At 62.2% G+C, this 23,939-nt stretch carries 26 protein-coding genes; 19 read left to right on the top strand and 7 right to left on the bottom strand.

What is annotated here, in order from left to right; genetic code table 11:
* The first annotated feature begins 10 nt into the window (after positions 1–10).
* Complete coding sequence (locus NKK47_RS02840) at positions 11–805, top strand: YdcF family protein (RefSeq protein WP_352455738.1); 795 nt, start codon at positions 11–13, stop codon at positions 803–805.
* Here the strand turns inward: NKK47_RS02840 and NKK47_RS02845 are convergent.
* Positions 754–1,497: a DUF599 domain-containing protein gene (locus NKK47_RS02845; RefSeq protein WP_023674914.1), complete on the bottom strand. Its 744-nt coding sequence runs from the start codon at positions 1,495–1,497 to the stop codon at positions 754–756. The genes NKK47_RS02840 and NKK47_RS02845 overlap by 52 nt on opposite strands.
* Before the next feature lie 170 nt (positions 1,498–1,667).
* Here NKK47_RS02845 and NKK47_RS02850 point away from each other — a divergent pair, with 170 nt between their 5' ends.
* The 4 genes from NKK47_RS02850 (at position 1,668) to NKK47_RS02865 (ending at position 5,148) form a co-directional block, all read left to right on the top strand.
* The gene (locus NKK47_RS02850) at positions 1,668–3,071 is read left to right on the top strand and encodes an L-serine ammonia-lyase (protein ID WP_352448802.1); all 1,404 of its coding nucleotides are present in this window, start codon (positions 1,668–1,670) and stop codon (positions 3,069–3,071) included.
* An 85-nt stretch (positions 3,072–3,156) separates the two neighbouring features.
* A complete protein-coding gene (locus NKK47_RS02855) occupies positions 3,157–3,594 on the top strand; it encodes a DUF1489 family protein (RefSeq protein ID WP_352455740.1) in 438 nt (145 codons plus the stop codon).
* Between the two features lie 124 nt (positions 3,595–3,718).
* Positions 3,719–4,450 (top strand): vWA domain-containing protein, encoded by a 732-nt coding sequence (locus NKK47_RS02860; protein WP_352575012.1) that lies wholly within the window; start codon positions 3,719–3,721, stop codon positions 4,448–4,450.
* Complete coding sequence (locus NKK47_RS02865; RefSeq protein WP_352448805.1) at positions 4,450–5,148, top strand: DnaJ domain-containing protein; 699 nt, start codon at positions 4,450–4,452, stop codon at positions 5,146–5,148. Before NKK47_RS02860 ends, NKK47_RS02865 begins: the two co-directional genes overlap by 1 nt.
* A gap of 47 nt (positions 5,149–5,195) precedes the next feature.
* On the opposite strand, the gene NKK47_RS02870 is transcribed toward NKK47_RS02865, so the two are convergent.
* Positions 5,196–6,584, bottom strand: coding sequence for an SPOR domain-containing protein (locus NKK47_RS02870; protein ID WP_352455741.1), 1,389 nt, complete (start codon positions 6,582–6,584; stop codon positions 5,196–5,198).
* A gap of 298 nt (positions 6,585–6,882) precedes the next feature.
* Between NKK47_RS02870 and NKK47_RS02875 the strand changes: the two genes are divergently transcribed.
* The 3 genes from NKK47_RS02875 to clpA all read left to right on the top strand — a co-directional run bounded on the left by NKK47_RS02875 (position 6,883) and on the right by clpA (position 10,288).
* Positions 6,883–7,212: a phasin family protein gene (locus NKK47_RS02875; protein WP_023674920.1), complete on the top strand. Its 330-nt coding sequence runs from the start codon at positions 6,883–6,885 to the stop codon at positions 7,210–7,212.
* Between the two features lie 274 nt (positions 7,213–7,486).
* Complete coding sequence (gene clpS / locus NKK47_RS02880) at positions 7,487–7,813, top strand: ATP-dependent Clp protease adapter ClpS (protein ID WP_023674921.1); 327 nt, start codon at positions 7,487–7,489, stop codon at positions 7,811–7,813.
* Between the two features lie 6 nt (positions 7,814–7,819).
* Positions 7,820–10,288 carry an ATP-dependent Clp protease ATP-binding subunit ClpA gene (gene clpA, locus NKK47_RS02885; protein ID WP_023674922.1) on the top strand — a complete coding sequence of 823 codons (2,469 nt, stop codon included), beginning with the start codon at positions 7,820–7,822 and terminating at the stop codon, positions 10,286–10,288.
* Between the two features lie 94 nt (positions 10,289–10,382).
* On the opposite strand, the gene NKK47_RS02890 is transcribed toward clpA, so the two are convergent.
* The 4 genes from NKK47_RS02890 to NKK47_RS02905 all read right to left on the bottom strand — a co-directional run bounded on the left by NKK47_RS02890 (position 10,383) and on the right by NKK47_RS02905 (position 13,396).
* Positions 10,383–10,814 carry an HIT family protein gene (locus tag NKK47_RS02890; protein ID WP_352575014.1) on the bottom strand — a complete coding sequence of 144 codons (432 nt, stop codon included), beginning with the start codon at positions 10,812–10,814 and terminating at the stop codon, positions 10,383–10,385.
* Positions 10,815–10,933: 119 nt separating this feature from the next.
* Positions 10,934–12,148 carry a GNAT family N-acetyltransferase gene (locus tag NKK47_RS02895; protein ID WP_352455744.1) on the bottom strand — a complete coding sequence of 405 codons (1,215 nt, stop codon included), beginning with the start codon at positions 12,146–12,148 and terminating at the stop codon, positions 10,934–10,936.
* A gap of 40 nt (positions 12,149–12,188) precedes the next feature.
* Positions 12,189–12,917, bottom strand: a complete 729-nt coding sequence (locus NKK47_RS02900) for a glycerophosphodiester phosphodiesterase (RefSeq protein WP_023674925.1) — start codon at positions 12,915–12,917, stop codon at positions 12,189–12,191.
* 14 nt (positions 12,918–12,931) lie between these two features.
* A complete protein-coding gene (locus NKK47_RS02905; protein ID WP_352448812.1) occupies positions 12,932–13,396 on the bottom strand; it encodes a RidA family protein in 465 nt (154 codons plus the stop codon).
* A gap of 138 nt (positions 13,397–13,534) precedes the next feature.
* Between NKK47_RS02905 and NKK47_RS02910 the strand changes: the two genes are divergently transcribed.
* The 5 genes from NKK47_RS02910 to tsf all read left to right on the top strand — a co-directional run bounded on the left by NKK47_RS02910 (position 13,535) and on the right by tsf (position 18,163).
* A complete protein-coding gene (locus NKK47_RS02910) occupies positions 13,535–14,362 on the top strand; it encodes a cell envelope integrity EipB family protein (RefSeq protein WP_352455745.1) in 828 nt (275 codons plus the stop codon).
* Positions 14,363–14,497: 135 nt separating this feature from the next.
* The gene (locus tag NKK47_RS02915) at positions 14,498–15,796 is read left to right on the top strand and encodes a lysophospholipid acyltransferase family protein (RefSeq protein WP_352455746.1); all 1,299 of its coding nucleotides are present in this window, start codon (positions 14,498–14,500) and stop codon (positions 15,794–15,796) included.
* Positions 15,797–15,839: 43 nt separating this feature from the next.
* The gene (locus tag NKK47_RS02920; protein ID WP_352455747.1) at positions 15,840–16,118 is read left to right on the top strand and encodes a DUF4031 domain-containing protein; all 279 of its coding nucleotides are present in this window, start codon (positions 15,840–15,842) and stop codon (positions 16,116–16,118) included.
* Positions 16,119–16,322: 204 nt separating this feature from the next.
* Positions 16,323–17,120 carry a 30S ribosomal protein S2 gene (rpsB, locus tag NKK47_RS02925; RefSeq protein WP_031211288.1) on the top strand — a complete coding sequence of 266 codons (798 nt, stop codon included), beginning with the start codon at positions 16,323–16,325 and terminating at the stop codon, positions 17,118–17,120.
* A 119-nt stretch (positions 17,121–17,239) separates the two neighbouring features.
* On the top strand, positions 17,240–18,163 hold the full coding sequence (gene tsf / locus NKK47_RS02930; RefSeq protein WP_352455748.1) for a translation elongation factor Ts: 924 nt from the start codon (positions 17,240–17,242) through the stop codon (positions 18,161–18,163).
* Here the strand turns inward: tsf and NKK47_RS02935 are convergent, their stop codons facing one another.
* Positions 18,164–19,102: a LysR family transcriptional regulator gene (locus tag NKK47_RS02935; RefSeq protein ID WP_023674931.1), complete on the bottom strand. Its 939-nt coding sequence runs from the start codon at positions 19,100–19,102 to the stop codon at positions 18,164–18,166.
* 114 nt (positions 19,103–19,216) lie between these two features.
* Between NKK47_RS02935 and NKK47_RS02940 the strand changes: the two genes are divergently transcribed.
* The 6 genes from NKK47_RS02940 to NKK47_RS02965 all read left to right on the top strand — a co-directional run bounded on the left by NKK47_RS02940 (position 19,217) and on the right by NKK47_RS02965 (position 23,900).
* Positions 19,217–19,645, top strand: a complete 429-nt coding sequence (locus tag NKK47_RS02940; RefSeq protein ID WP_352455750.1) for a nuclear transport factor 2 family protein — start codon at positions 19,217–19,219, stop codon at positions 19,643–19,645.
* A gap of 55 nt (positions 19,646–19,700) precedes the next feature.
* The gene (locus tag NKK47_RS02945; protein WP_352455751.1) at positions 19,701–20,807 is read left to right on the top strand and encodes an aldo/keto reductase; all 1,107 of its coding nucleotides are present in this window, start codon (positions 19,701–19,703) and stop codon (positions 20,805–20,807) included.
* 132 nt (positions 20,808–20,939) lie between these two features.
* Positions 20,940–21,662, top strand: a complete 723-nt coding sequence (gene pyrH / locus NKK47_RS02950; RefSeq protein ID WP_023674934.1) for a UMP kinase — start codon at positions 20,940–20,942, stop codon at positions 21,660–21,662.
* Positions 21,663–21,753: 91 nt separating this feature from the next.
* The gene (gene frr, locus NKK47_RS02955) at positions 21,754–22,308 is read left to right on the top strand and encodes a ribosome recycling factor (protein WP_084640965.1); all 555 of its coding nucleotides are present in this window, start codon (positions 21,754–21,756) and stop codon (positions 22,306–22,308) included.
* A 32-nt stretch (positions 22,309–22,340) separates the two neighbouring features.
* Positions 22,341–23,063: an isoprenyl transferase gene (locus NKK47_RS02960; protein ID WP_023674936.1), complete on the top strand. Its 723-nt coding sequence runs from the start codon at positions 22,341–22,343 to the stop codon at positions 23,061–23,063.
* A gap of 3 nt (positions 23,064–23,066) precedes the next feature.
* The gene (locus NKK47_RS02965) at positions 23,067–23,900 is read left to right on the top strand and encodes a phosphatidate cytidylyltransferase (RefSeq protein WP_352575016.1); all 834 of its coding nucleotides are present in this window, start codon (positions 23,067–23,069) and stop codon (positions 23,898–23,900) included.
* Positions 23,901–23,939 lie beyond the last annotated feature (39 nt).

The following is a 23,939-nucleotide window of genomic DNA, read 5'->3' on the forward strand; positions in this document are numbered from 1 at the left end:
GGGGTGAGGGATGTTCTTCTATGTCTCCAAGGTTCTCGGGTTCTTCGTCGAGCCGTTGAATCTCGCGATCTTCCTGCTGCTGGCGGGGCTGATCGCGGCGATGTTCGGGCGGCGACGGTTGGCGACCGCCGGCAGCGCTCTTGCCTTCCTCATTCTGGCGGTTTCGATATGGAGCCCGCTCGGCCCCATGATGCTCAATCGGCTGGAGGAACGCTTCCCCAGGCCGCCGCTGCCGGAAAAGGTTGACGGTATCATAGTGCTTGGCGGCAGTCTGGATGGCGCCGTCAATCTGGTGCGTGGCGGCTATGAAATGAACTCCAGCGGCGACCGGATGGTCGAGGCGGCCGTGCTGGCGCGGCGGTTCCCGACAGCGAAAGTCGTTATCTCCGGTGGCAGCATCGAAACGTTCCGCGGCGGCGAAGGCGATGCAGATACCGCGCCGCGTCTTTTTGCCGCTTTCGGCGTGGCGGCCGATCGGCTGATCCTCGAGAACAAATCCCGCAACACCTACGAGAACGCTGTCTTTACCAGGGAACTGGTGACGCCGAAACCGGGCGAGACCTGGCTGCTGGTGACCTCGGCCTTCCACATGCCACGCGCCAAGGCGCTGTTCGACAAAGCCGGTTTTTCGACCGTTCCGTGGCCGGTCGACTATCGCACTTCCGGCAAGGAAAGCATCGGCACCTTGCCTTATCCCGGCGACTGGCTGGAGGTCACCACCGTTGCGATCCGCGAATGGATAGGGCTCACCGCCTATTGGCTGTCGGGCCGCATCGATCGGCCTTTCCCCGGACCGGGCGGCTGACCGAGCACCGCCTGCCGCGCCGCCGAGAAAAACTGGCGGCGCACCAGTACCGCCAGAAGCAGCAGCGTCGATAGCACGAAGACGGTGGGATCGACGAACCAACCGAGATAGCCGATCGAGAAGAACACGCCGCGCAGGCCCGAATTGAAATGCTTTCCGGCCAGCATGTTCATGCGCGCGGCGCGCCACACCGCCGTTTCGGTGACCGGATTGCGCGACGCCTCGCCATGTGGAATCGGCACGGCGCCGATCAGGATCGAGCAATAGTTGAACAGCCGGTAAGCCCAGCCGAACTTGAAGAAGGAAAAGGCCAGGATCAGCACCAGCCCGAACACCTTCGTCTGGAAGGCCGCGCGTGAGGACGTGGCGCCAAACGGCAGGTCGCTCAGCACGGTCAGAACCTGATCGGAGGCGCCGAGCAGGGCAAAACAGCCGCCGATCGCAATCAGCGAACTGGAGGCAAAGAAGGCGGTCCCCTGTTGCAGCCCGCTCATGATAGCGGTGTCGACGATGCGGATCTCGCGTTCGGCCATGGTCCGCATCCAGGCCTCGCGCTGCGCGTTCATAGCCCTCGTCAGCGACATGCGGCTGACCAGCATTCCGTCGGCGGCGAGCGTATGCAGCACCCACGCGGTAAGGAAGAACCCCAGCGCCGCAAGGTCGGCCGTCGATAGGTGAAAGGAATCGCTCATGCGTTGCTTTTACCACAGGCGGCGGTAACGCTTCGATGGCCGAAGCTGGAATGTCGCTGCCGGAGCAAACAAGGTCGGCAGGTGCAGCGCCGCGGTCCTTAAAACAGCGGAAAACATCATGGGAATTCCTATATGTAGACCTCAACAGGGTCCCAGGAGAAAACGCCCACGTGTTCCTTTCGGTTTTCGACTTGTTCAAGATCGGCATCGGCCCATCGAGTTCGCACACGATGGGGCCGATGACGGCCGCGCGGCGGTTTCTCGACGAGATTGCGGGAGACGACTGGCCGCGCCCGGCCGGCGCCAAGGTCGACCGGATCGCGGCCAGCCTGCATGGCTCGCTCGCCTATACCGGCATCGGCCATGGCTCCGATCGTGCCGTGGTGCTCGGCCTCGCCGGCCAGACGCCGCAGACGGTGGATCCCGACCTAGCAGACGGCATCGTCGCACGCATCGCCGCCGAGAAGCGGATTTCGCCGCCCGGCCATCCGTCCTACCGTTTCGACCCGGCAACGGATCTGGTGCTGGATCGCAAGACGCCGCTGCCGGGTCACGCTAACGGCATGGCCTTCTCTGCCCATGATGCCGGCGACCGGTTGCTGCTGAGGCGCGTCTATTATTCGATCGGCGGCGGCTTCGTAGTGTCCGAGGAAGAACTGCAGCGGATGAAAGCAAGGGGCTCGGCGACAACCGAAGGCAAGAAGGTTCCGTATCCGTTCAAGAACGCCGTCGAAATGCTGTCCATGGCAGCGAAAAGCGGGCTTTCCATTGCCGAGATGAAGCGCGTCAACGAGGAGACGCAGATGTCGCGCGGGGAGCTCGACGCCGGCCTCGATGGCATCTGGAGCGCCATGAAGGGGTGCATCGAGCGCGGCCTGTCGCAAGACGGCATCATGCCGGGCGGACTCAAGGTGCGCCGCCGTGCCCGGATGCTGCACGACAAGCTGCAGGAGCAATGGCAGCAGAACCGGCCCAACCCGCTGCTCGCCAACGACTGGCTGTCGATCTATGCGATGGCGGTCAATGAGGAGAACGCTGCCGGCGGCCGTGTCGTCACCGCGCCAACCAATGGGGCGGCCGGCACTCTGCCCGCAGTGCTGCGCTACTGGTTGCATTTCCATCCCGAAGCCGACCAGCCCAGCATCCGCGATTTCCTGCTGACGGCGGCGGCCGTCGGCGGCATCATCAAAACCAATGCTTCGATCTCGGGGGCGGAAGTCGGCTGCCAAGGCGAGGTCGGTTCGGCTTCGGCAATGGCTGCGGCGGGATTGTGCGCCGTCATGGGCGGCACGCCCGAGCAGGTCGAGAATGCTGCCGAGATCGCGCTGGAACATCATCTCGGCATGACCTGCGATCCGGTCGGCGGGCTGGTGCAGGTGCCGTGTATCGAGCGCAACGCGCTTGGTGCCGTCAAGGCGGTGACCGCCGCTTCGCTGGCCATCAAGGGCGACGGCGTTCATTTCGTGCCGCTCGATGCCGCGATCGAGACGATGCGCCAGACCGGCCTCGACATGAACGAAAAGTACAAGGAAACCAGCCTTGGCGGATTGGCAGTCAATGTCGTGGAGTGCTGAGCGCCAATCTGGCGGCCTGGACCACCACTGTGGAGAAGTCGATCAGGCCGTTGACGCGTTCGCGTGCTGGACTAAACCTTAAACGATGTCTCTCAATCTCATAAAGCTTTGCGTCGGCTGTGACAGCGTCGAGGATCTGGAAGAGTGGATTGCCTTCCGTCTCGACGAGCGGCGCCGCGCCGGCGAACCGGCCGAGCACTACCACACCACCCGCATGGTGCCGACGCGTAGCGCCGAGATTACCGGCGGCGGCTCGCTCTACTGGGTGATCAAGGGCAATGTCCAATGCCGCCAGCTGATCACCGAAATCCGGCCCTTCACCGATGACGAGGGCATCGGCCGTTGCCATCTGATCCTCGATCCCGAGGTCGTGCGCACTGACTGGCAACCGCGCCGTGCATTCCAGGGGTGGCGCTACCTGAAGCCGGCGGACGCGCCGGCCGATCTCGGCAAGGGCAAAGCCGGGCTGATCGAGATGCCGCCGAAGCTCAGGCGTGAGCTTGCCGATCTCGGCCTGCTCTGACGCCGAGAAACGCAACGCCAAGACCACCAGCCGAAGCGCTGTCCGCAGGTGCCATCATCACAGGTCCTCCAGGTCGCCTCATCTGGGCTTGCAAGCCGGGGAACAACGCCACATCTTGAATGTCATGAGCGACAAGAAGCAGCCCGTGCCTGCAAGGGCCAATCCTGCGCCGGTCGAGTCACAATCGAGCACCGGCGAGATCGACGCGTTTCTCCGTCAGGCAAGGACGCTCGCTGCATCCGCCACCGGTTCAGGCAGGCTGATCCTGTCCCTCGACGCGACGATGAGCCGCCAGCCGACCTGGGATCTCGCCTGTGCGCTGCAGGCCGAGATGTTCGACGCCGTCGGCAAGGCCGGGGCGCTCAAGGTTCAACTTGTCTATTTTCGCGGCCTTGGCGAGTGCCGCTCGTCCGCATTCGTCACCGATACCGAAGCTCTGAAACAGCTGATGACGCGCATCGACTGCCGCAGCGGCCATACCCAGATCGGCAAGGTGCTCGCCCATGCGCTGAAACAGACGGCGGCGGCCAAGGTCAACGCGCTGGTCTATATCGGCGACGCGATGGAAGAAAACATAGATGATCTGGCCGAAAAGGCCGGCAGCCTCGGTCTGCACGGCGTTCCTGTCTTCGTCTTTCAGGAGGGCCATGATGCCGCTGCGGAAAAGGCGTTCAAGGAAATTGCGCGGCTGTCGAAAGGGGCCTGGTTCCGGTTCGATCGGCGGGCTGCCGCGACGTTGGCCGGCCTGCTTTCGTCCGTCGCCGTGTTTGCGACCGGCGGGCTGAAGGCACTGGAGGCCCGGGGCAGGCCGGAGGACCGGGTGATGATCGAGCATATGCGGGGCGGCGGAAACTGATGGGCGCGATTATCGCTTTCGTAGCATTGCTTCTGGTGTTTCTCGGCATGCTCACCATCTTCCTGCGCGCCGATCCGGCGAAGCTTGCAGGCGGCATGAGGACGCTTGGACCTGTGCTGCTCGGGCTGGTCGGCGTCGCCGTGCTGCTGGTCGGGCGCGAGGGCATCGGCGGCTTGATCCTGTCGGCTGCGCTCGCCTGGTACGGCTCCATGCGCATGAATCGGCCGGCAGCCAAACTGGCGGCAGGCAAGCGTTCGACAGTTCGTACGGCGGCGCTTGAGATGGAACTCGATCACGATACCGGCGGCCTCGAAGGCCTTGTGCTGGCCGGGCGCCATGAAGGCAAGATGCTTGGCTCGATGGGGCTTGCCGAATTGCAGCAACTCTATCGCGAACTCTCCGGCGATCCGGAGAGCCGTCAATTGCTAGAGACGTATCTTGACGGCAGATTTCCCATCTGGCGCAAAGACGCTGATGCGAATGGTGGCGAAGGGCTGGGTGTTGCGCCAGGTTCTGGCGCCATGACTAAGGAGGAGGCCTACAAGATCCTTGGTCTTGAAGCGGGGGCTGCCGCGGCGGATGTCCGCAAGGCGCACCGCCGCCTGATGCAGCGCCTGCACCCCGATATCGGTGGCACGTCTTTCCTGGCGGCGCGGATCAATGAAGCCAAGGACGTCTTGCTCTCCAATCACAACTAGTCTCCTTCGACGCAGAACTTCGGGAAAGATATCGTTTCGCGCGCCGCTTACTGAGGGACGGCGTAGCACTCGATCTTCTTCTTTTTCAAAGCGTTGCAGGCTTTCCAGGCAGCCGTCTTCGAACCGAAACCACCGAACCGGGCGCGGTAATAGGTGACACCGTCCTTGTCGAAGGCGACGGTGAAACCGGAGGCATCGGTCAGAACGGAGGGCGCCTGCTTCGTCGCCTTGTCGAGGAAAGCCTTCGCTTCGGCCTGTTTTGGCGAAGAGGCGACCTGTATTGCCCAGCCGGATGGCACCGACGCCGTGCTGACCGGATCGACCTCTGCCGCCGGTTCGGCATAGGCTGCGGCGACCCGGGCTGTCGCCACGTCGTCCACCGTCGACACAGCCGTCGTCTTGACCCTCTTGGCCTGAACGACCGGAGCGGTCTCTTCAACGACGGGCGCATTTTCCTCGACAAGAGAGGCAACGGCATCGTCGTCCGGCTTACTGTCCGGTGTCGGCGCGTCATGCTTCGGTAGAAGCACCTTGGCCAAGGCTGAAATCGGATTGCCGCCGCCGGCCTTGGCAATCAGCACGCCGCCGCCGCGCGACGACGCCTGCGGCATGTAGGCATTGATCAACCCGGCCATCTGGCTGTCGCGGCTGCCGCCGGACCTGCCGCCCATGACCACCGCTACGATGCGCCGATCGCCATCCGAGACCGAGGAGACCAGATTGTAACCGGAGGCGCGGGTGTAACCGGTCTTGATGCCGTCGACGCCCTTGATGCGTCCGAGCAGACGATTGTGGCCGTTGATGCGCTGCCGCCCGTAAAGAAAGGAGCGCTGCGAGAAATAGCCGTAATATTGCGGGAAATGCTCTCTCAGGGCGATGCCGAGCATCGCCATGTCGCGCGCGGTCGTGAACTGGCCGGGATCAGGCAAGCCGTTGGCGTTGCGGAAAACGGTTCCCCTCATGCCCAGCGCCCGCGCCTTGGCGGTCATCATGCGGGCGAAATTGGCTTCATTGCCGCCAAGCATCTCGCCAAGCGCCGTTGCGGAATCGTTTGCCGATTTGGTCACCATCGACAGGATCGCGGTCTCGACCGTGACCGAGCCGCCCCGCTTGACGCCGAGCTTCGTCGGCGGTTCGGCAGCGGCATTGGCCGAGAACACGACCGGGGAATTCTTGCTGATCCTGCCCTTCGCCAACGCCTCGAACGTCAGATAGAGCGTCATCATCTTGGTAAGCGAAGCCGGATAGCGCCGGCCATCGGCATCCGACGAATAAAGCACCTTGCCGGTCTTGGCATCGATGACGATGGCCGCCGACTTGGCCGCCATGGATGAAGCCGCGTCCGCGACGACGAAGCTCATCGCCATGGCGAGGATCATGATCGTTTTGAAGGGGGACGCGGATTTAGAAACGAAGCCCGACAACGCCTTACGCACTGATAGTTCCTTTGAATTTCCGTTGCCTTGGAGGCGGCAAAGGGTCCTGCCTCACCTCCGGCCACGCTAACGCGGGCAGCGTTACCAATCCGTTTATGGTAACCGCCGCGTTCACCATTTTCTGTGGGATTGAGCTTCTCTTTATTCGAATCTTAGCGATTGCCGGCAGCTCACGATCCGCATTGCCGCGGGAATCTTGACTTTTGTGCACTGCACAATATATTTACACGCATTGCACAACGCGGCCCGGACAAGCCGCGTCTATCGTTCAAGGCAACCGTTCAAGGGAATGCGTGAAATGACCCAGACCTATGAAGATTTCAGCAAATACGGCAAGGAATTTGCGGACACCGGATTGAAGAGCTTCGCCTCGCTGTCCAAGGGTGCGCAGGCTATCGCCGCCGAGGCGGGCGAGTACACCAAGAAAAGCTTCGAAGCCGGTAGCGCCGCTGTTGAGAAGCTCTTTTCCGCCAAGTCGCTGGACAAGGCGATCGAGATCCAGTCCGACTATGCCAAGCAGTCCTATGAGAGCTTCGTCACCGAAGCCACCAAGCTTGGCGATCTCTATGCCGAACTCGCCAAGGAAGCCTACAAGCCGTTCGAATCGATCGTCGCCAAGGCGAAGTAAATTCGACGAACATTCCGAGCCGGCCCCTGGGCTTGCAAAGACAGACCCGGTCGCGAACGCGCGGCCGGGTTTTTTCATGCCAGCTCGAAATCGGGGGCCTGCGGTCTTCACGATTTGAAAAATCGGTCAAGTTTGGCCACCTAGCCATATTGTCAGCTAAACAGAAGGGCTTAAAATCGTCCATCGAACACCTACATGTCGAGCATGCATGAGGATTCGAAAGAGGCAGGACTACGTGATTACAGGTTTGACTGCCACGAGCTACGTGGTGCGAATGCAGAACGGCAGCAACGGCAATGAGGCCGGTCGCGGCACGGCCGTCATCACGCGCACAAAAACCAAGACCAAGAAGCCCAGTCTGTATCGGGTCCTCATTCTTAACGACGACTACACACCCATGGAATTCGTGGTCCACGTGCTGGAGCGCTTTTTCCAGAAGGACCGCGAAGCCGCCACACGCATAATGCTTCATGTTCACAATCATGGGGTGGGCGAGTGCGGGGTCTATACATTCGAGGTGGCCGAGACCAAAGTGGCTCAGGTCATGGATTTCGCCCGACAGAATCAGCATCCGCTGCAATGCGTGATGGAGAAGAAGTGAGGTAACATGCCGGCTTTCTCCCAAGGCCTGGAAAAGGCGCTTCACCAAGCGCTGACGCTCGCCAATGAGCGGCACCATGAATATGCAACCCTTGAACATTTGCTGCTCGCCCTGATCGACGACACCGAGGCGGCGGCCGTCATGCGTGCCTGCAACGTCGATCTCGACGAGTTGAAGCATACGGTCCTCACCTATATCGACACCGAGCTCGACAACCTCGTCACCGGCTACGATGAAGATTCCAAGCCGACTGCCGGTTTCCAGCGCGTCATCCAGCGCGCGGTGATCCATGTGCAGTCGTCAGGCCGCGAGGAGGTGTCCGGCGCCAACGTGCTCGTCGCCATCTTCGCTGAGCGCGAGAGCCACGCCGCTTACTTCCTGCAGGAACAGCAGATGACCCGCTACGACGCGGTCAACTACATCTCGCATGGCATCGCCAAGCGCCCCGGCGCTTCCGAGACGCGGACGCCGCGCGGCGCCGACGACGAGCAAGGCAGCCAGAGCGGGGCCGAGCCGCAAGAGGAAGGCGGCAAGAAGAAGCAGCAGCAGGACGCGCTGACTGCCTATTGCGTCAACCTGAACAACAAGGCCAAGGCCGGCAAGATCGATCCATTGATCGGTCGCGAGAGCGAGATCAACCGGACCATCCAGGTGCTGTGCCGCCGCTCCAAGAACAACCCGCTCTATGTCGGTGATCCCGGCGTCGGCAAGACGGCAATCGCCGAGGGCCTCGCCAAGCGCATCGTCGAGGGCGACGTTCCCGAAGTGCTGCACAATGCCACCATCTTCGCGCTCGACATGGGCACGCTACTGGCCGGCACCCGCTATCGCGGCGATTTCGAGGAGCGGCTGAAGCAGGTCGTCAAGGAGCTCGAGGATTATCCCGGCGCCGTGCTGTTCATTGATGAGATCCACACCGTGATCGGGGCAGGGGCCACCTCTGGCGGCGCCATGGATGCGTCGAACCTGTTGAAGCCGGCGCTGTCGTCCGGCGCGATCCGCTGCATCGGCTCGACCACCTACAAGGAGTTCCGTCAGTTCTTCGAGAAGGACCGCGCGCTGGTGCGGCGCTTCCAGAAGATCGACGTCAACGAGCCGACCGTCGAGGACGCCATCGAGATCATGAAGGGCCTCAAGCCCTATTTCGAGGAGTTCCACAAGGTCCGCTACACGAGCGAGGCGATCAAGGCTTCGGTCGAACTCTCGGCGCGTTACATCAACGACCGCAAGCTGCCGGACAAGGCGATCGACGTGATCGACGAGACCGGCGCCTCGCAAATGCTCGTGCCGGAAGCCAAGCGCAAGAAGACCATCGGCATCAAGGAGATCGAAGCGACGATCGCCACGATGGCGCGCATCCCGCCGAAGACAGTTTCCGCCGACGACGAGAAGGTGCTGCAAGGCCTCGACATCGAGTTGAAGCGCGTCGTTTACGGCCAGGACACCGCGATCACCGCGCTGACCTCGGCCATCAAGCTGGCGCGGGCCGGCCTGCGCGAACCGGAAAAGCCGATCGGCTCGTACCTGTTCTCGGGCCCGACCGGTGTCGGCAAGACGGAAGTGGCCAAGCAGCTCGCCGCCTCGCTCGGCGTGGAGCTGATCCGCTTCGACATGTCGGAATATATGGAACGCCACACCGTTTCACGGCTGATCGGCGCGCCTCCCGGCTATGTCGGCTTCGACCAGGGCGGCCTTCTGACCGACGGCGTCGACCAGCATCCGCATTGCGTGCTGTTGCTGGACGAAGTCGAGAAGGCGCATCCGGATCTGTTCAACATCCTGTTGCAGGTCATGGATCACGGCAAGCTGACCGACCACAACGGCAAGCAGATCGACTTCCGCAATGTCATCCTGATCATGACCACCAATGCGGGCGCGTCCGACGCGCAGCGCGCGGCCATCGGTTTCGGTTCGACCAAGCGCGAAGGCGACGATGTCGAGGCGATCAACCGGCTGTTCACGCCGGAGTTCCGCAACCGTCTCGATGCGATCATTCCGTTCGGCTCGCTGCCGGTGCCGGTCATCCATCAGGTGGTGCAGAAGTTCGTCATGCAGCTGGAAGCACAGCTTTCCGAGCGTGGCGTGACCTTCGACCTGTCGCAGGATGCAATCGCATGGCTGGCCGACAAGGGCTATGACGAGCGCATGGGCGCCCGGCCGCTTGGCCGTGTCATCCAGGAGCACATCAAGAAGCCGCTGGCCGACGAGGTGCTGTTCGGCAAGCTCAAGAAGGGCGGCACGGTGCGTGTCACCGTCGAGAAGAAGGAAACCGGCGAGACCGGCCTGAAGCTCGAATCGCTCGCCGATGAGGCGCCGGTGAAGCCGAAGAAGGAAGAGCCGGACGACGTGCCGAAGGCCAAGAAGGCCGTGGCGAAGAAGCCCGCCGCGAAAAAGGCGGTGGCGCAGAAGCCGGAGCCGAAAGGCAAGGACGGTGGCAAGCGCAGCCTTGTGCCGCAACTGCCGCGTAAGAACTGACGAATCCGCAAGTCAAAAAAGCCCCGGAAGCGGGGCTTTTTTTATGACATTTTCCGGTTAACCGCCCGGCGTCCGCCAGAGCGGTTGCGCCGGTTCAGCTTGCCAGCGCCATCCGTATCTTGCCGGCGTTTTCGGCCAGGACTTCAGGCTTTTCCATCTGTCCGCTGTGCGGCTTCAAGGGAATGCCGTCGAAGCGCGGAATGACATGGACATGGAGGTGGAAAACGGTCTGCCCCGAAGCTGGTTCGTTGAACTGCATAACCGTGACGCCATCGGCATCGAAGGCCTTCTTTACGGCCCGCGCAACTTTCTGGACGTGAGCGAAGAGCGGGCCAAGCGCCGCCGGATCCGCGTCAAGCAGGTTGCGCGACGGCGCTTTCGGCACCACCAGCGTGTGACCCTGTCCTTGCGGCATCACATCCATGAAGACGATGACCGCGTCATCCTCGTAGATGCGGTGCGAAGGGATTTCTCCGCGCAGGATTTTTGCGAAGATGTTGCTGCTGTCATAGGTTGCTTCGGCCATGGCGCGCGCTCCGGTTCTTGGCTCGCTGTCTCGTGTAGCGAAGCTATTCCGGGCGGGCAAGACGATCGGCCGGCATCGGCCATGCGGCCCGCGTGGCTGAGCGAGTGGGTCTCGCTACTCTACTCCGCCATGTCCTTGCGGAACGGGGTGTGCTCTTCCAGATATTCGCTCATCCGCTCGACTTCGCGCCGCTCGCGCTGGAGGTAGTCGGCCACTGCATTGCGCAGACCTGGATGGGCGATGTAGTGCGCCGAATGCATCGTCACGGGCCGGTAGCCGCGCGTCAGCTTGTGCTCGCCCTGCGCACCGGCTTCAACCACCTTCAGCTTGCGCGAGATGGCGAAATCGATCGCCTGATGGTAGCAGACCTCGAAATGCAGGAACGGGTGGTCCTCGATGCAGCCCCAATTGCGGCCGTAGAGCGCGTCTGAACCGATGAAGTTGATGGCACCTGCAATGTAGCGCCCGTTGCGTTTGGCCATGACCAGCAGGATGTCGTCGGCCATGCGTTCGCCGATCAGCGAGAAGAAATCGCGGTTGAGGTAGGGCCGGCCCCATTTCCTGCTGCCGGTATCCATGTAGAACGCGAAAAAGTCGTCCCAGGCCTTTTCGGTCAGATCCTTGCCGGTCAGCCAGTCGATCGAGATGCCGTCGGCGAGGGCCTCGCGCCGCTCTTTCTTCATTGCCTTGCGCTTGCGCGAGGCTAACGTTGCGAGAAAATCGTCGTAGCTCGAGAAGCCTTCGTTGAAGAAGTGAAACTGCTGGTCGGTGCGATGAAGGAAGCCGGCCGCCGCCAATATCTGGACGTCGTCCTCGGGCGCGAAAGTAACATGCGCGGAAGACACGCCGAGCTTATCCGTCACCGCCTTCAGGCCGGCCGCAAGACCGGCCTTGACGGTGGGGCTGTCCTCGCCCCTGCCGACCAGCAGGCGAGGGCCGGTGACGGGTGTGAACGGCACCGCGCATTGCAGCTTCGGATAGTAGCGCCCGCCGGCGCGTTCGAACGCGTCCGACCAGCCATGGTCGAAGACATATTCGCCCTGGCTGTGCGACTTCAGATAGCAGGGGACCGCCCCGAGCAGCTTGCCTCGCGCGGTTTCCAGCCTGAGGTGATGGCCCTGCCAGCCGGTGCGCCGAACAGCGCAGCCGGAATCTTCCAGCGCGCTCAAAAAAGCGAATGAAACAAGCGGGTTGTAGCCGTATTCTGCATCGCCGCGTGTGGTGCCGCCGAGGCTGTCCCATTCAGCGCTGGTAAAGGCGCCGATGCCCGCGGCGATGCGGATCGACAGCTCCGCATTCTCCGTTTGTCTTTCGCGGTCGTCCCCTTGATCCATGAGGCTTACTTAAGCTCGCTGCGGACCCATACAAGCCCGCTCAGGCGAGCCGTACCAGATCGGGCTCGAATCCTTCGAACGTCATCTGGTCGGCATATTTGAAGGTCAGGTCGACGGCAGGCTGGTCGTGCACGGTCCAGGTGATCACCGGCATGCCGAGTCTCTCTCGCACGAAGGAGACGAACCGGTTCGGCAGGTCGCCGGCAGCGTAGGAGGTGAAGGCGATGTCATGCGCCAGCATGGCGAAATGCGCCTCGATCAAGTGGTTGTCGTTGCCGTAGGCGGTCAACCCGCCGGGTATGCCGGGTGCATATTTCGGGAACTCGCGGATCAGCCAATGGTCGAACGACATGATCGCGGTCTTGCCCTTGTAATGCTTGAGCATCTTGCCGACGCTTTCGACCAGGCCTTCGTCGTGCCCGGCAGCACCTTTCAGTTCGACAACCATCGGTACACGGCCGTCGACCAGATCAAGCGCCTGCTGCAGCGTTGGCAAATGGTCGGCGGTGCCGCCGACCTTCAGCGCCGTGATCTCGGCAGCCGTACGCTGCCAGACGAAGCCGTCCTCGCCGGTCAGCCGCCGCAGATCGCCATCGTGGATGATGACGGGGACGCCGTCGGATGATAGGTGCACATCGCATTCGATCGCGTAGCCGCGCTCGGCCGCCGCAGCGAAGGCGGAAAGGGTGTTCTCCCAGCGCGTCTTGTTCATGTCGTGGAGGCCGCGATGGGCGACGGGCCGGGCGGTCAGCCAGGAAAGATCGGTCATGGTTGCAGTCCCGGTCATTCGACTTCGAAGATCGCTTCGATTTCCACTGCGGCATTAAGCGGCAGGGAGGCGGTGCCGACGGCGGAGCGAGCGTGCTTGCCACGATCGCCGAGCACGGCGGCGAGAAAATCCGAGGCGCCGTTGGCAACCAGATGCTGTTCGACAAAATCCGGTGCCGAGGCGACGAAGACGGTGATCTTCACCAAGCGACGGATTTTCTCGAGATCGCCAAGTGCCGCCTGAGCCTGGGCCAATATGTTGATCGCACAGTATTTTGCGGCTTCCTTGCCGGTCGCGGTGTCGACATCGCGGCCAAGCAGTCCGCTCGCCTGGAGCTTGCCCTCCTTGAGCGGCAACTGCCCGGCGGTGAACAGCAGATTGCCGGTCCGGCAATAGGGCACGTAATTGGCGGCGGGCGCGGCGGCGGCCGGCAGCGTCACGCCGAGATCGCTTAGCCGCTTTTCGATTGTTTCGCTCATGCTATTTCCCTATTGCTTGAAGGTGCCGCGCAGGCCGGGCCGAAATTGCTATTTTTGCCTCGCTTCCGCCACGACTTTTTTTAAGCTGGACCATCTTTCCATGCGGCCTGCCATTAGCCGCGATGATCGGAGCACCCCATGCGCACAACGCGCCTCGCATTCAACGCCGTTCTCTTGACAGCGGCTTCCTGGGCGGCTCCCGCTTTTGCGGTGCCTGCGCTGCAGGCGCATCGTGCTGTTTACGACATTTCACTCGACAAGGCTTCAGACCGTTCCGGTATTACCGGCATCACCGGCCGCATGGTCTACGAGTTCAACGGCTCGCCTTGCGAGGGCTATACAGTAAAGTTCCGTTTGGTGACCCAGATCGTAACCAGCGACAACACCAGGCTGACCGACCAGCAGATGACCACCTTCGAGGATGCCGAGGGCAAGACCTTCTCCTTCGTGAACAAATCCTTTGTCGACCAGAACCTCGACAAGGAGGTCAAGGGTACCGCAACGAAGGAAGCCAACGGTCTCAAGGTCGATATCGACAAGCCCGAGAAGAACAGCCTGGAACTCGCGCCGACCCAGTTCCCGACCCAGCAAATGGTCGAAATGATCGGCAAGGCGGAAAAGGGCGAGCGTTTCTACGAAACCAACCTGTTCGACGGCTCTGAGGATGCCAACAAGGTGGTGACCACCACCGTCGTCGTCGGCAAGCAAGCCGATGCCGACAATGCCGATCCGGAAGCGCCGGCGCTGGCCAAGCTCGCCACCGACAAATACTGGCCGGTCGACATCGCCTATTTCGATGATGCCGACAAAGGCGGCGAGGAGGTGCCGGAATACCGGATCAGCTTCAAGCTGCACAAGAACGGCATCACGCGCGATCTCGTCATGGACTATGGCGAGTTCTCAATGACCGGCAAATTGGTCAATCTGTCGCTGTTCGATCAGCCAAAGACCTGCCCGTCTAAATAAGCTCGAGTGAACGGCAAGCCGCCGGCCGCTATCCGGGATGGTAGCGCTTAATCTTGCGGGGCAAGTCGCATCGACTTGAGCATGCCGCAATTGCCTATCAACGTCTTATGACGGTATGCGCCGCGGGGGAGCAGGTTGAGCAGGATCGACGTTTTTGTGGCGCCGCGGCCCAATGCGACGCTGATCAACGCTATGACATTCGTCAACCGGATTGTCATGCTGCACGGCGTTCCGGGGTTTCGCGACCTGTTGCCATTCAACCGTCTGGCCGGTTTGCGCGGCGTCGCCAATGTCCGCCACATCGATTTTCCGGAGAATGACCGGCAAAGGCTGAAGGCTTGTTGCGGCGCGGGCAAGGCGACGTTCATCACGCCCAACCATCCCGAATTCTTTACCGACTGGATGATCGACAAGGAGGTCGTCTCGCGGGTAAGCCCGCTGGCGGCATCCTGGGCCACGCACGGCGTCGTCAACGGGCTTGGCCGGCTGATGCAGAAATTCTGGTTGGCCAACAATCTGATCGCGCAAATCCCGGGCAACAGCGCGGCCGCCAAGGAACATTCGGTGGCCTGGGCGCTGAAGGGGCACGGCGTGCTCCTGCATCCCGAAGGCGGTGTCGGCTGGCATGCCAACATCATTGCCCCGCTGCTGCCGGGCGCGGTCGAAATGGGGTTCGAGGCGCTGAAGCGCGGCCGCCTGACGGATCCGGACTTCAAGGTTTGGATCGCGCCCGTGATCTGGAAGCTTGCTTTCACGGGGAATGTCGAGGCAGCGCTGGCAAAGGAATGCGCCTATGTCGAGCACAGCCTGAAGATCGAACGCCGTGCCGCCGATTCGCTGCCGGAGCGCATCCATCATATCTATGCGACCTTGCTGTCGCGCGATGAGGCTGCATATGGCCTGCGGTCCGATGAGCGGGCTTCGTACGACGCACGTCAAAAGGACCTGCTGACCGAACTCGGCCGTCGCCTTGCCGAACTTGTCTCGGTCGACGCCGGCACGCTCGACACTGCCGAGCTTTTGCGCCGGTCGCGGCGCTGGCTGCGGGAGAACATGGACGGCACCGAAAACCAGAAGCAGGTCCGAACGCTGGCAGATACGATCCAGCGCCTGCAGCGTGTCGGGCCGTGGGCTTCAGCCAATCCGCGCATCACGCAGGAGGAGATCGCCGAACATTTGAAGCGGATCCGCAACGACTATTGCAAGGGTACGCTGCGCGATACGATCAACCGTTTCGTGCCGCAGCCGGCAGGCCCACGCCGCGCCTATGTCCGGGTACCGGAGCCGCTAGGCTTGCACGCCTATCAAGGCTCCGTCGAGGAGGCACTCGCCGAACTGCACGACCGGATGCAGGAGACCGTCACCAGGACGATGACGCAACTCGAGGCCGGCGGCGGCTTCATTTTCTATGCCAATCCCTTCTATCATCGTTAGCGGCGTGTTGGTCGGCGCAAGATGAAGGAGTGCGGCAAATCTCATGGCGGTCTATGTCGATGCGGCGATCTGGAAATGGATCGGCCACCGCTGGTGCCATCTGCTGGCAGACGACACCGACGAGCTGCATCGCTTTGCCGGGCAGCTCGGCATCAAGCGCGCGTCCTACCAAGGACCGCCGAAGACATCGGCACCGCATTATGACATAACCGGGTTCGAGCGCGACCGCGCAGTGCGGTTAGGCGCCATCGAATGCAGCCGCGAGGAGATCGTCGCCGTTTTCCGGCGTGTGCGGGTGCCGAAGGGGAAGATGCGGCGATGACACCGGTGCGCTGATCGCCGCACGCTGAACCACAAGACGCCACAACGCTTGCGTTTGTCGCGCTTCCCCTCTATATGCGCGCTCATTCCACACACGGACTTTGGTGTCTGCCCGGGAGAAATCCGGCTGAAACCTCCGGTGGCGTTCGAGGACAAAGTCCAAAAATGCCTGTGTCCGTGGAGGCTAACCGGAAAGGAAATAAGAATGGCTCTGCCTGATTTCAGCATGCGCCAGCTATTGGAAGCTGGCATTCACTTCGGCCACCAGACCCACCGCTGGAACCCGAAAATGGCGCCCTATATCTACGGCGCCCGCAACAACATACACATCATCGACCTCTCGCAGACGGTGCCTTTGCTGCACCAGGCGCTGAAGCAGGTTTCCGACACTGTTGCCAAGGGCGGCCGCGTGCTGTTCGTCGGCACCAAGCGCCAGGCCTCCGACATCGTCGCCGATGCCGCGCAGCGCTCGGCCCAGTACTATGTCAACTCGCGCTGGCTCGGCGGCATGCTGACCAACTGGAAGACGATCTCGAATTCCATCCAGCGCCTGCGCAAGCTCGACGAAATGCTGGCCGGCGAGGCTCAGGGCCTGACCAAGAAGGAGCGCCTCAACCTCGACCGCGAGCGTGAGAAGCTCGACAAGGCGCTGGGCGGCATCAAGGATATGGGTTCGACGCCCGATTTGATGTTCGTGATCGACACCAACAAGGAAGCGATCGCCATTCTCGAGGCCAAGCGTCTCGGCATCCCGGTCGTTGCCATCATCGATTCCAACTGCGACCCGGACAAGATCGACTTCCCGATCCCCGGCAATGACGACGCGGCCCGCGCCATCCAGCTGTATTGCGATTTGATCGCCAAGGCAGCTATCGACGGCATCGCCCGTCAGCAGGGCGCGCTCGGTGTCGATATCGGCGCATCGGTCGAGGCTCCGGTCGAACCGGCGCTCGATCAGACCCCGGCCGCCGAGAGCCCGGCAGCCCAGACCCCGGAAGCATAGTAGCGAAGGCCGGCTGCGGCCTTCATCTTTCCAATATGTTGGCGCGGTAAGCGCTACCGGCACCAGGCGCATCATCGAAAATCGATGGTGCGTCAGTGCATTTAGACAAAGAGGCGACAATGAGCATTTCGGCTGCACAGGTCAAAGAACTCCGCGACTTGACCGGCGCGGGCATGATGGATTGCAAGGCGGCGTTGAACGAGACCAACGGCAATATTGAAGAAGCCATCGACTGGCTGCGCAAGAAGGGCATTTCCAAGGCCGACAAGAAGGCTGGCCGTACCGCTGCCGAAGGCCTGATCGGCGTAGATTCCGGCGTCCGCGAGGCAGCGATTGTCGAGGTCAATTCCGAGACGGACTTCGTTGCCCGCAATGCTGCGTTCCAGGAGATCGTCGCCAATGTCGCGAAGGTCGCGCTTGCCTATGGCGGCAAGACCGAGGCCGTTGCCGCCGCTCCCTATCCGGGCTCGGGCAAGTCGGTCGCCGAGACCATCAAGGACGCTGTCGGCACCATCGGCGAGAATCTGGGCTTCCGCCGCTCGGCCAAGCTCACCGTCGAGCACGGCGCTGTCGCAACCTACGTTCACAATGCAGTCGCCGACGGCCTTGGCAAGCTCGGCGTGCTAGTGGCCATCGAGACGACAGGCAACGCGCATGCCGCCAACGCCTTCGCCCGTCAGGTTGCCATGCATGTCGCTGCCACCAATCCGATGGCCCTGACCACCGAAGAGCTCGATCCGGCCGCAGTGGAACGCGAGAAGGCGATCTTCGCCGACCAGGCGCGCCAGTCCGGCAAGCCGGAAGCGATCATCGAGAAGATGGTCGAAGGCCGTTTGCGCAAGTTCTATGAAGAGGTCGTGCTGCTCAAGCAGGCTTTCGTGCTCAATCCCGACATTACCGTCGAGAAGGCGCTGAAGGATGCCGAAAGCGAAATCGGGGCGCCAGCCAAAATCGCTGCCTATCTGCGCTTCGCGCTCGGTGAGGGCATCGAGAAGGAAGAGACCGATTTCGCGGCGGAAGTCGCGGCAGCGGTCAAGAAGTAACTATTCGTTTGAAAGGCTTTTTCGGCCGGGTATCCGCGAGGATGCCCGGCCGATTTCTTGCGCGGTGTCGATGAAGGCGCGGAGCTTCGGGGCCATCGCGGCGCGGCGCGGGAAATAGAGGAACAGTCCCGGTTCCTCGATCGATGCCTCGCCAAGGACTTCGACCAGCCGGCCTGCCTCGATGTCGGGCTTGACAAGCGGCTCGAACAGATAGGCGAGGCCGATGCCGGCAAGCGCCATTTCCCTTGCCGACAGCGGATCGCTGACGACCACGCTGCCGCGTGTCTCGACGCTGATATCCTTGCCCTGATCGGACAGATCCCAGCGATAGAGCGCACGTGATCGCAACAGCCGATAGCCGATGCAGTTGTGCGCGGCGAGATCGGCCAACGCCCATGGCCGCCCGCGCCGGCCGACATAGGCCGGCGAGGCAACGATGATGCTGCGGAAAGGCCCTGTCAGTCGCACCGTCACCATATCCTCGGCGATCATCTCGCCCAGCCGGATGCCGGCGTCGAAACCCTCGCCGACGATATCGCTCAGACGTTCGTCGGTGACGATCTCCACCGTCACGTCAGGGTAACGTTCCGCCATCGCCGTCAGGATGGGCATCAGCGCCAGAGGCAGCGCCAAACGCGGCGCGTTGATCCTGAGCAGTCCGCTTGCCCGGCCTTTGACAGAGCGGATACGTTCGATCCGGTCGGCAATGTCTTCCAGCGCCGGCTCCGCCGCAGCGACAAGCGCGGTGCCAGCCTCGGTCAGCGAGACGCTGCGCGTGGTGCGGGCAAACAACGGCTGGCCGATTCGCTCCTCTACCAGCCGAACCGCATGGCTGACCGCTGACGGGCTCATGCCGAGCTCGGCGGCTGCCGGCGCGAAGCCGCCACGCCGCGCGACGGCAACGATTACAGGTAGGTGGCTAAGCAGATCGCGGTCCATTCATGCATGATATCGCATAGTCCATTCGGATAATGCAATCTTATCGGCGGAGAAAGGAGGGCGCATCTTTGGCTGCATCACACGGCAATCGCCGAGCAGCCAAGGAGACGTCTGATGACCGACCTCGATTCCGAACGAACCCGTAATCTCGAGACCGTGCGTAAATTCTTTGATCTGATGCACCGCAAGGACATTGAGGCATGGGGCGACCTTTGGGCTGAAGATGGCCGTATACTTGTCTTCTACCCGCCGGCAGGATTTGGAAACAGCATCGATGGTAAAGCCGCGATCCTGGCGGCCTTCCGAGGCCTCTTCGGTAATTTCGAATCCTTCGATTCGCAGCTGACAGCCATCTGTCCGGCAGCGGATTCGGACGCGATCGTCGTTGAGTACAAGAACCGCGCGGTGCTGATCGGCGGCACTGAATACACCAACAGCAATATCGCAATTTTCCACTTCAAGAGCGGTCTGATCAGCGCCTACCACGATTATTTCGATCCGCGCCGCTTCCAGGTGGTGGTCGATGCGCTGGCCAAGGCCTGACTGCGTATCCCAGGCAAGACCTCAATCCCGCTTTTCAAACTTCAGGAGAAAATCCATGACCATGTCCTACTACACGCTCGGCAACAGCGGGCTGCGTGTCACCCGCCTGGCGCTCGGCACCATGACGTTCGGCACGGAATGGGGCTGGGGCGCGGAGAAGGAAACCGCGCGCGCCTTGGTTGATGCCTATGTCGAAGCCGGTGGCAATTTCTTCGATACCGCCGATCTCTATACCGGTGGCACGGCCGAAACCTGGCTCGGCGAATTCATCGCCGAGCGTGGGCTGCGCGACAAGGCGGTGATCAGTACCAAATTCACCTACAACGCCGAACCGGGCAACCCGAACGCCGGGGGCAACGGCCGCAAGAACATCCTGCGGGCGATAGACGGTTCGCTGAAGCGGCTCGGCACCGACCACATCGACCTCTACATCCTCCATACCTGGGACAGGCTGACGCCGCCGGAGGAGGTGATGCGGACGCTGGACGATCTGGTGCGCGCCGGAAAGATACGGCATGTCGGTCTGTCCGACGTGCCGGCCTGGTACGCAAGCCGGGCGCAGGCCGTCGCCGAGCATCGCGGCTATGAACCGGTTTCGGCGCTTCAGCTCGAATATTCGCTGGCCGAGCGCAATATCGAGCACGAGTTCGTGCCGTTCGGCACGCGCTATGGCGCCGGAATCATGGTCTGGAGTCCATTGGCCAGCGGCCTGCTCAGCGGAAAATACCGTTTCGATACAATCGTCGAGGACGGTGGCCGGCTGGAGACAATGCGTGGTTCGACCAATCCCGGTTTCCAGAAATTCACCGATCGCAACTGGCAAATCGTCGCCGAACTGGAGAGGGTTGCCGGCCAGCTCGGCCGCAGCATGGCCCAGGTCGCCCTGAACTGGACGGCAAACAGGCCAGGCATTGCGTCCGTCATCGTTGGCGCCACCAGGCTTGACCAGCTCAAGGACAATCTCGGCGCGCTTGATTTCGACATTCCCGAAGATCTTCGGGCACGGCTCGATGCGGTGAGCCGGCCGGTCACGCCCTTTCCGTATTCGTTCTTCGGTCCTGAAATACAAGGCGGCCTGACCGGTGGGCAGGCGGTTGGCGGTAAGCCGGCAAGCTATCTGCCGGATCTGCTCATGCGAGGCACTTTTGCCGGCGTGAGCTGACGGCTATCCCGGTCCACGATCTCAACTTTCCGGCTCGGGCGCCGCTTTAAATCGCGGCGCCATTCGTGTATCGGAACGCCCAGTGTTTCGGGGCGCACCGAAACGCGTCACACGCACGATGACGAGGACCAGATGACGGTGAAGCCCCTCTACCGACGTGTCTTGCTGAAAGCGTCGGGCGAAGCGTTGATGGGCGAGCAGCATTTCGGCATCGACGTATCGGTGGTCGACCGCATCGCCGCCGACATCGCGGAGGCCCGCGCATTGGGCATCGAAGTCGGTGTCGTCATAGGCGGCGGCAACATCTTCCGTGGCGTCGCGGTTGCGTCAAAAGGCGGAGACCGCGTCACCGGCGACCATATGGGCATGCTTGCCACGGTTATCAATTCGCTGGCGCTGCGCACCTCGCTCAACAAGATCGGCGTCGACGCCGTGGTGCTGTCGGCGATCGCCATGCCCGAGCTTTGCGAAAGTTTTTCGCAGCGTCAGGCGACCGCCTACATGAACCAGGGCAAGGTCGTCATCTTCGCCGGCGGCACCGGCAATCCGTTCTTCACCACCGATTCGGCTGCAGCCCTTCGCGCCGCCGAGATCGGCGCCGATGCTCTGTTCAAGGGCACCCAGGTCGATGGTGTCTATTCGGCTGATCCCAAGAAGGACCCGCATGCGACACGTTTCGAGCGGATCAGCCATGACGAAGTCATCAAACGCGGGCTTTCGATCATGGATACGGCGGCGATTGCACTTGCGCGCGAAAACAACATTCCGATAATCGTCTATTCGATCCACGAGAAGGGTGGCTTCGGCGATATCCTGAGGGGCGGCGGCCGTTGCACGGTTGTCGCAGACGATTGACCGGACCATGAACCCGAAAGGGACCGGTTGCGGATGAGGCTCGAACAGGGCCTAAGCAGTGAACCCGGGTTAACGGGTCGAGGAGACGATGATGAGTGGCGAGTACGACGATCTCAAACGGCGCATGGACGGGGCGATCGCCGCGTTCAAGCATGATCTGGCTTCGCTGCGCACCGGCCGCGCGTCGAGCAACCTGCTCGATGCCGTCCAGGTGCAGGCCTATGGCACCACCATGCCGATCAACCAGGTGGCAACAGTGTCGGTGCCGGAACCGCGCATGATTTCGGTTTCGGTCTGGGACAAGTCGATGGTCAGCGCAGTCGACCGCGCCATCCGTGAAGCCAATCTCGGCTTCAATCCTATCGTCGACGGTACCAATCTCAGGATTCCGCTGCCCGAGCTCAACGAACAGCGCCGCAAGGAGCTGGTCAAGATCTCGCACGGTTATGCCGAGAATGCCCGCGTCGCCGCACGCCACGTTCGCCGGGACGGCATGGACTTTCTGAAAAAGGCGGAAAAGGACGGCGACATCAGTGAGGACGACCATCGCAAACGGGCCGACCAGGTTCAGAAACTGACCGACGAGACAATCAGCACCATCGACCACCTGCTTTCCGACAAGGAAGCGGAAATCATGCAGGTCTAGGGTCTGGCCACGCCTGGCCCGGAAGCGAGAATATGGCAACGCCCGCGCATGTCGCGATCATCATGGACGGAAACGGACGCTGGGCCAAGGCGCGCGGCTTACCGCGGCTGGCCGGTCACCGCGCCGGCGTCGAGGCGCTGCGCAAGACAGTGCGCGCCGCCCCCGGCCTCGGCATCTCCTTCCTGACCGTCTACGCTTTTTCGTCGGAAAACTGGTCACGGCCGAAATCCGAAGTCAGCGACCTCATGGGCCTGCTGAAGCTTTTCATCCGACGTGACCTCGCCGAGCTGCACCAGAGTGGGGTGCGGATCAGGGTCATCGGTGACAGGGCAGGGCTGCAGCCCGACATAAGGGGGCTGCTCGAGGAAGCCGAAACGCTCACTCTCAGCAACGAGGCGCTGACACTGGTCATTGCTTTCAATTACGGCGGGCGCGACGAGATCGTGCGCACCGCGCGCAAGCTCGCAGCGGCGGTGGCGCGCGGTGAGATCGAGAGCGAGGCGATCACGGCCGATTCCTTTGCCAGCTCGCTCGATACAGAGGGCATTCCGGACCCGGAACTGGTCATCCGCACCAGCGGCGAGCTTCGGCTGTCCAACTTCCTGTTATGGCAGGCCGCCTATAGCGAACTCGTTTTCCTGCCTTGCTACTGGCCCGACTTCAGTCGCGAGCACCTGTCCGATGCACTGCGCGATTTCGCCGGCCGCGAGCGCCGCTTCGGCGGACTTGCCGCCCAAGATGTCGCCTCAGGCTGAGGAATGAGCAACCTCCAACTCCGGGTCATTTCGGCCGCCGTGCTTGCCATCGTCACGCTTGCCCTGACCTGGCTCGGCGGACTGTCCTTCCGGTTGCTTTGCGCCGCCATGGCGGCGGTGATCTTCTACGAGTGGACGCGGATGAGCCGCCCCGTTGCCCCGGCAGGTGCTGGTGCTACGGCAGGTCTCGGCTTTCTGCCCGAGGCGCTGATCGTGGTCTTTATTGGTGCCCTCGTCGCCGGCCTGCCTGCGTCTTTGCTGCTGCCGCTCGTCGCGGCTCTGGTTGCTGTCACTGCCGTCGCTTCTTCCATGCGGAGGGCAGGACCGTGGGAAGCATCCGGCCTTGCCTATGCGGCCGTGTCCGGCTTGTCGCTGGCCTTCTTGCGTGACGGCGACCATTCAGGGCTGCTGGCCATTCTGTTCCTATTCGCCGTGGTTTGGGCGACCGATATCTTTGCCTATTTCGTCGGCCGCTCCATCGGTGGTCCAAGGCTGGCGCCGTCGATCTCGCCGGGCAAGACGCGGAGCGGGGCGCTCGGTGGGGTGGTCGGCGGCGTAGTGGCTGGGCTGCTTCTGGCCGCCGTAGCCGGAACGGGCAACCTCGTCGTGCTTGGCGTGGTCGCACTGGTGCTTTCGATTGTCGCGCAGGCCGGCGACCTGTTCGAATCATGGGTCAAGCGACGCCACGGCCGTAAAGATTCCGGCACGCTGATACCCGGCCATGGCGGCATCATGGATCGGGTAGATGGGCTTGTCGCGGCGGCTTTCGCCCTATACGTCATCGGCTGGATTTCCGCGACCGCCGACCATCCGGCACAGGGGCTGTTTCCGGTTTGAACGGCATCGTCGGTGGGCCGGCGCGGGGCTGCGTCATGG

This window comes from Mesorhizobium sp. M0019 (assembly GCF_040323975.1).
Classification (GTDB): domain Bacteria; phylum Pseudomonadota; class Alphaproteobacteria; order Rhizobiales; family Rhizobiaceae; genus Mesorhizobium.

What these genes read in the sequence shown, in the direction of transcription:
- NKK47_RS02840 (WP_352455738.1), top strand. Translation starts at nt 11, where the DNA reads ATGTTCTTCTATGTCTCCAAGGTTCTCGGGTTCTTCGTCGAGCCGTTG.
- NKK47_RS02845 (WP_023674914.1), bottom strand. Translation starts at nt 1,497, where the DNA reads ATGAGCGATTCCTTTCACCTATCGACGGCCGACCTTGCGGCGCTGGGG.
- NKK47_RS02855 (WP_352455740.1), top strand. Translation starts at nt 3,157, where the DNA reads ATGTCTCTCAATCTCATAAAGCTTTGCGTCGGCTGTGACAGCGTCGAG.
- NKK47_RS02860 (WP_352575012.1), top strand. Translation starts at nt 3,719, where the DNA reads ATGAGCGACAAGAAGCAGCCCGTGCCTGCAAGGGCCAATCCTGCGCCG.
- NKK47_RS02865 (WP_352448805.1), top strand. Translation starts at nt 4,450, where the DNA reads ATGGGCGCGATTATCGCTTTCGTAGCATTGCTTCTGGTGTTTCTCGGC.
- NKK47_RS02875 (WP_023674920.1), top strand. Translation starts at nt 6,883, where the DNA reads ATGACCCAGACCTATGAAGATTTCAGCAAATACGGCAAGGAATTTGCG.
- clpS (WP_023674921.1), top strand. Translation starts at nt 7,487, where the DNA reads ATGCAGAACGGCAGCAACGGCAATGAGGCCGGTCGCGGCACGGCCGTC.
- clpA (WP_023674922.1), top strand. Translation starts at nt 7,820, where the DNA reads ATGCCGGCTTTCTCCCAAGGCCTGGAAAAGGCGCTTCACCAAGCGCTG.
- NKK47_RS02890 (WP_352575014.1), bottom strand. Translation starts at nt 10,814, where the DNA reads ATGGCCGAAGCAACCTATGACAGCAGCAACATCTTCGCAAAAATCCTG.
- NKK47_RS02895 (WP_352455744.1), bottom strand. Translation starts at nt 12,148, where the DNA reads ATGGATCAAGGGGACGACCGCGAAAGACAAACGGAGAATGCGGAGCTG.
- NKK47_RS02900 (WP_023674925.1), bottom strand. Translation starts at nt 12,917, where the DNA reads ATGACCGATCTTTCCTGGCTGACCGCCCGGCCCGTCGCCCATCGCGGC.
- NKK47_RS02905 (WP_352448812.1), bottom strand. Translation starts at nt 13,396, where the DNA reads ATGAGCGAAACAATCGAAAAGCGGCTAAGCGATCTCGGCGTGACGCTG.
- NKK47_RS02910 (WP_352455745.1), top strand. Translation starts at nt 13,535, where the DNA reads ATGCGCACAACGCGCCTCGCATTCAACGCCGTTCTCTTGACAGCGGCT.
- NKK47_RS02920 (WP_352455747.1), top strand. Translation starts at nt 15,840, where the DNA reads ATGGCGGTCTATGTCGATGCGGCGATCTGGAAATGGATCGGCCACCGC.
- rpsB (WP_031211288.1), top strand. Translation starts at nt 16,323, where the DNA reads ATGGCTCTGCCTGATTTCAGCATGCGCCAGCTATTGGAAGCTGGCATT.
- tsf (WP_352455748.1), top strand. Translation starts at nt 17,240, where the DNA reads ATGAGCATTTCGGCTGCACAGGTCAAAGAACTCCGCGACTTGACCGGC.
- NKK47_RS02935 (WP_023674931.1), bottom strand. Translation starts at nt 19,102, where the DNA reads ATGGACCGCGATCTGCTTAGCCACCTACCTGTAATCGTTGCCGTCGCG.
- NKK47_RS02940 (WP_352455750.1), top strand. Translation starts at nt 19,217, where the DNA reads ATGACCGACCTCGATTCCGAACGAACCCGTAATCTCGAGACCGTGCGT.
- NKK47_RS02945 (WP_352455751.1), top strand. Translation starts at nt 19,701, where the DNA reads ATGACCATGTCCTACTACACGCTCGGCAACAGCGGGCTGCGTGTCACC.
- pyrH (WP_023674934.1), top strand. Translation starts at nt 20,940, where the DNA reads ATGACGGTGAAGCCCCTCTACCGACGTGTCTTGCTGAAAGCGTCGGGC.
- frr (WP_084640965.1), top strand. Translation starts at nt 21,754, where the DNA reads ATGAGTGGCGAGTACGACGATCTCAAACGGCGCATGGACGGGGCGATC.
- NKK47_RS02960 (WP_023674936.1), top strand. Translation starts at nt 22,341, where the DNA reads ATGGCAACGCCCGCGCATGTCGCGATCATCATGGACGGAAACGGACGC.
- NKK47_RS02965 (WP_352575016.1), top strand. Translation starts at nt 23,067, where the DNA reads ATGAGCAACCTCCAACTCCGGGTCATTTCGGCCGCCGTGCTTGCCATC.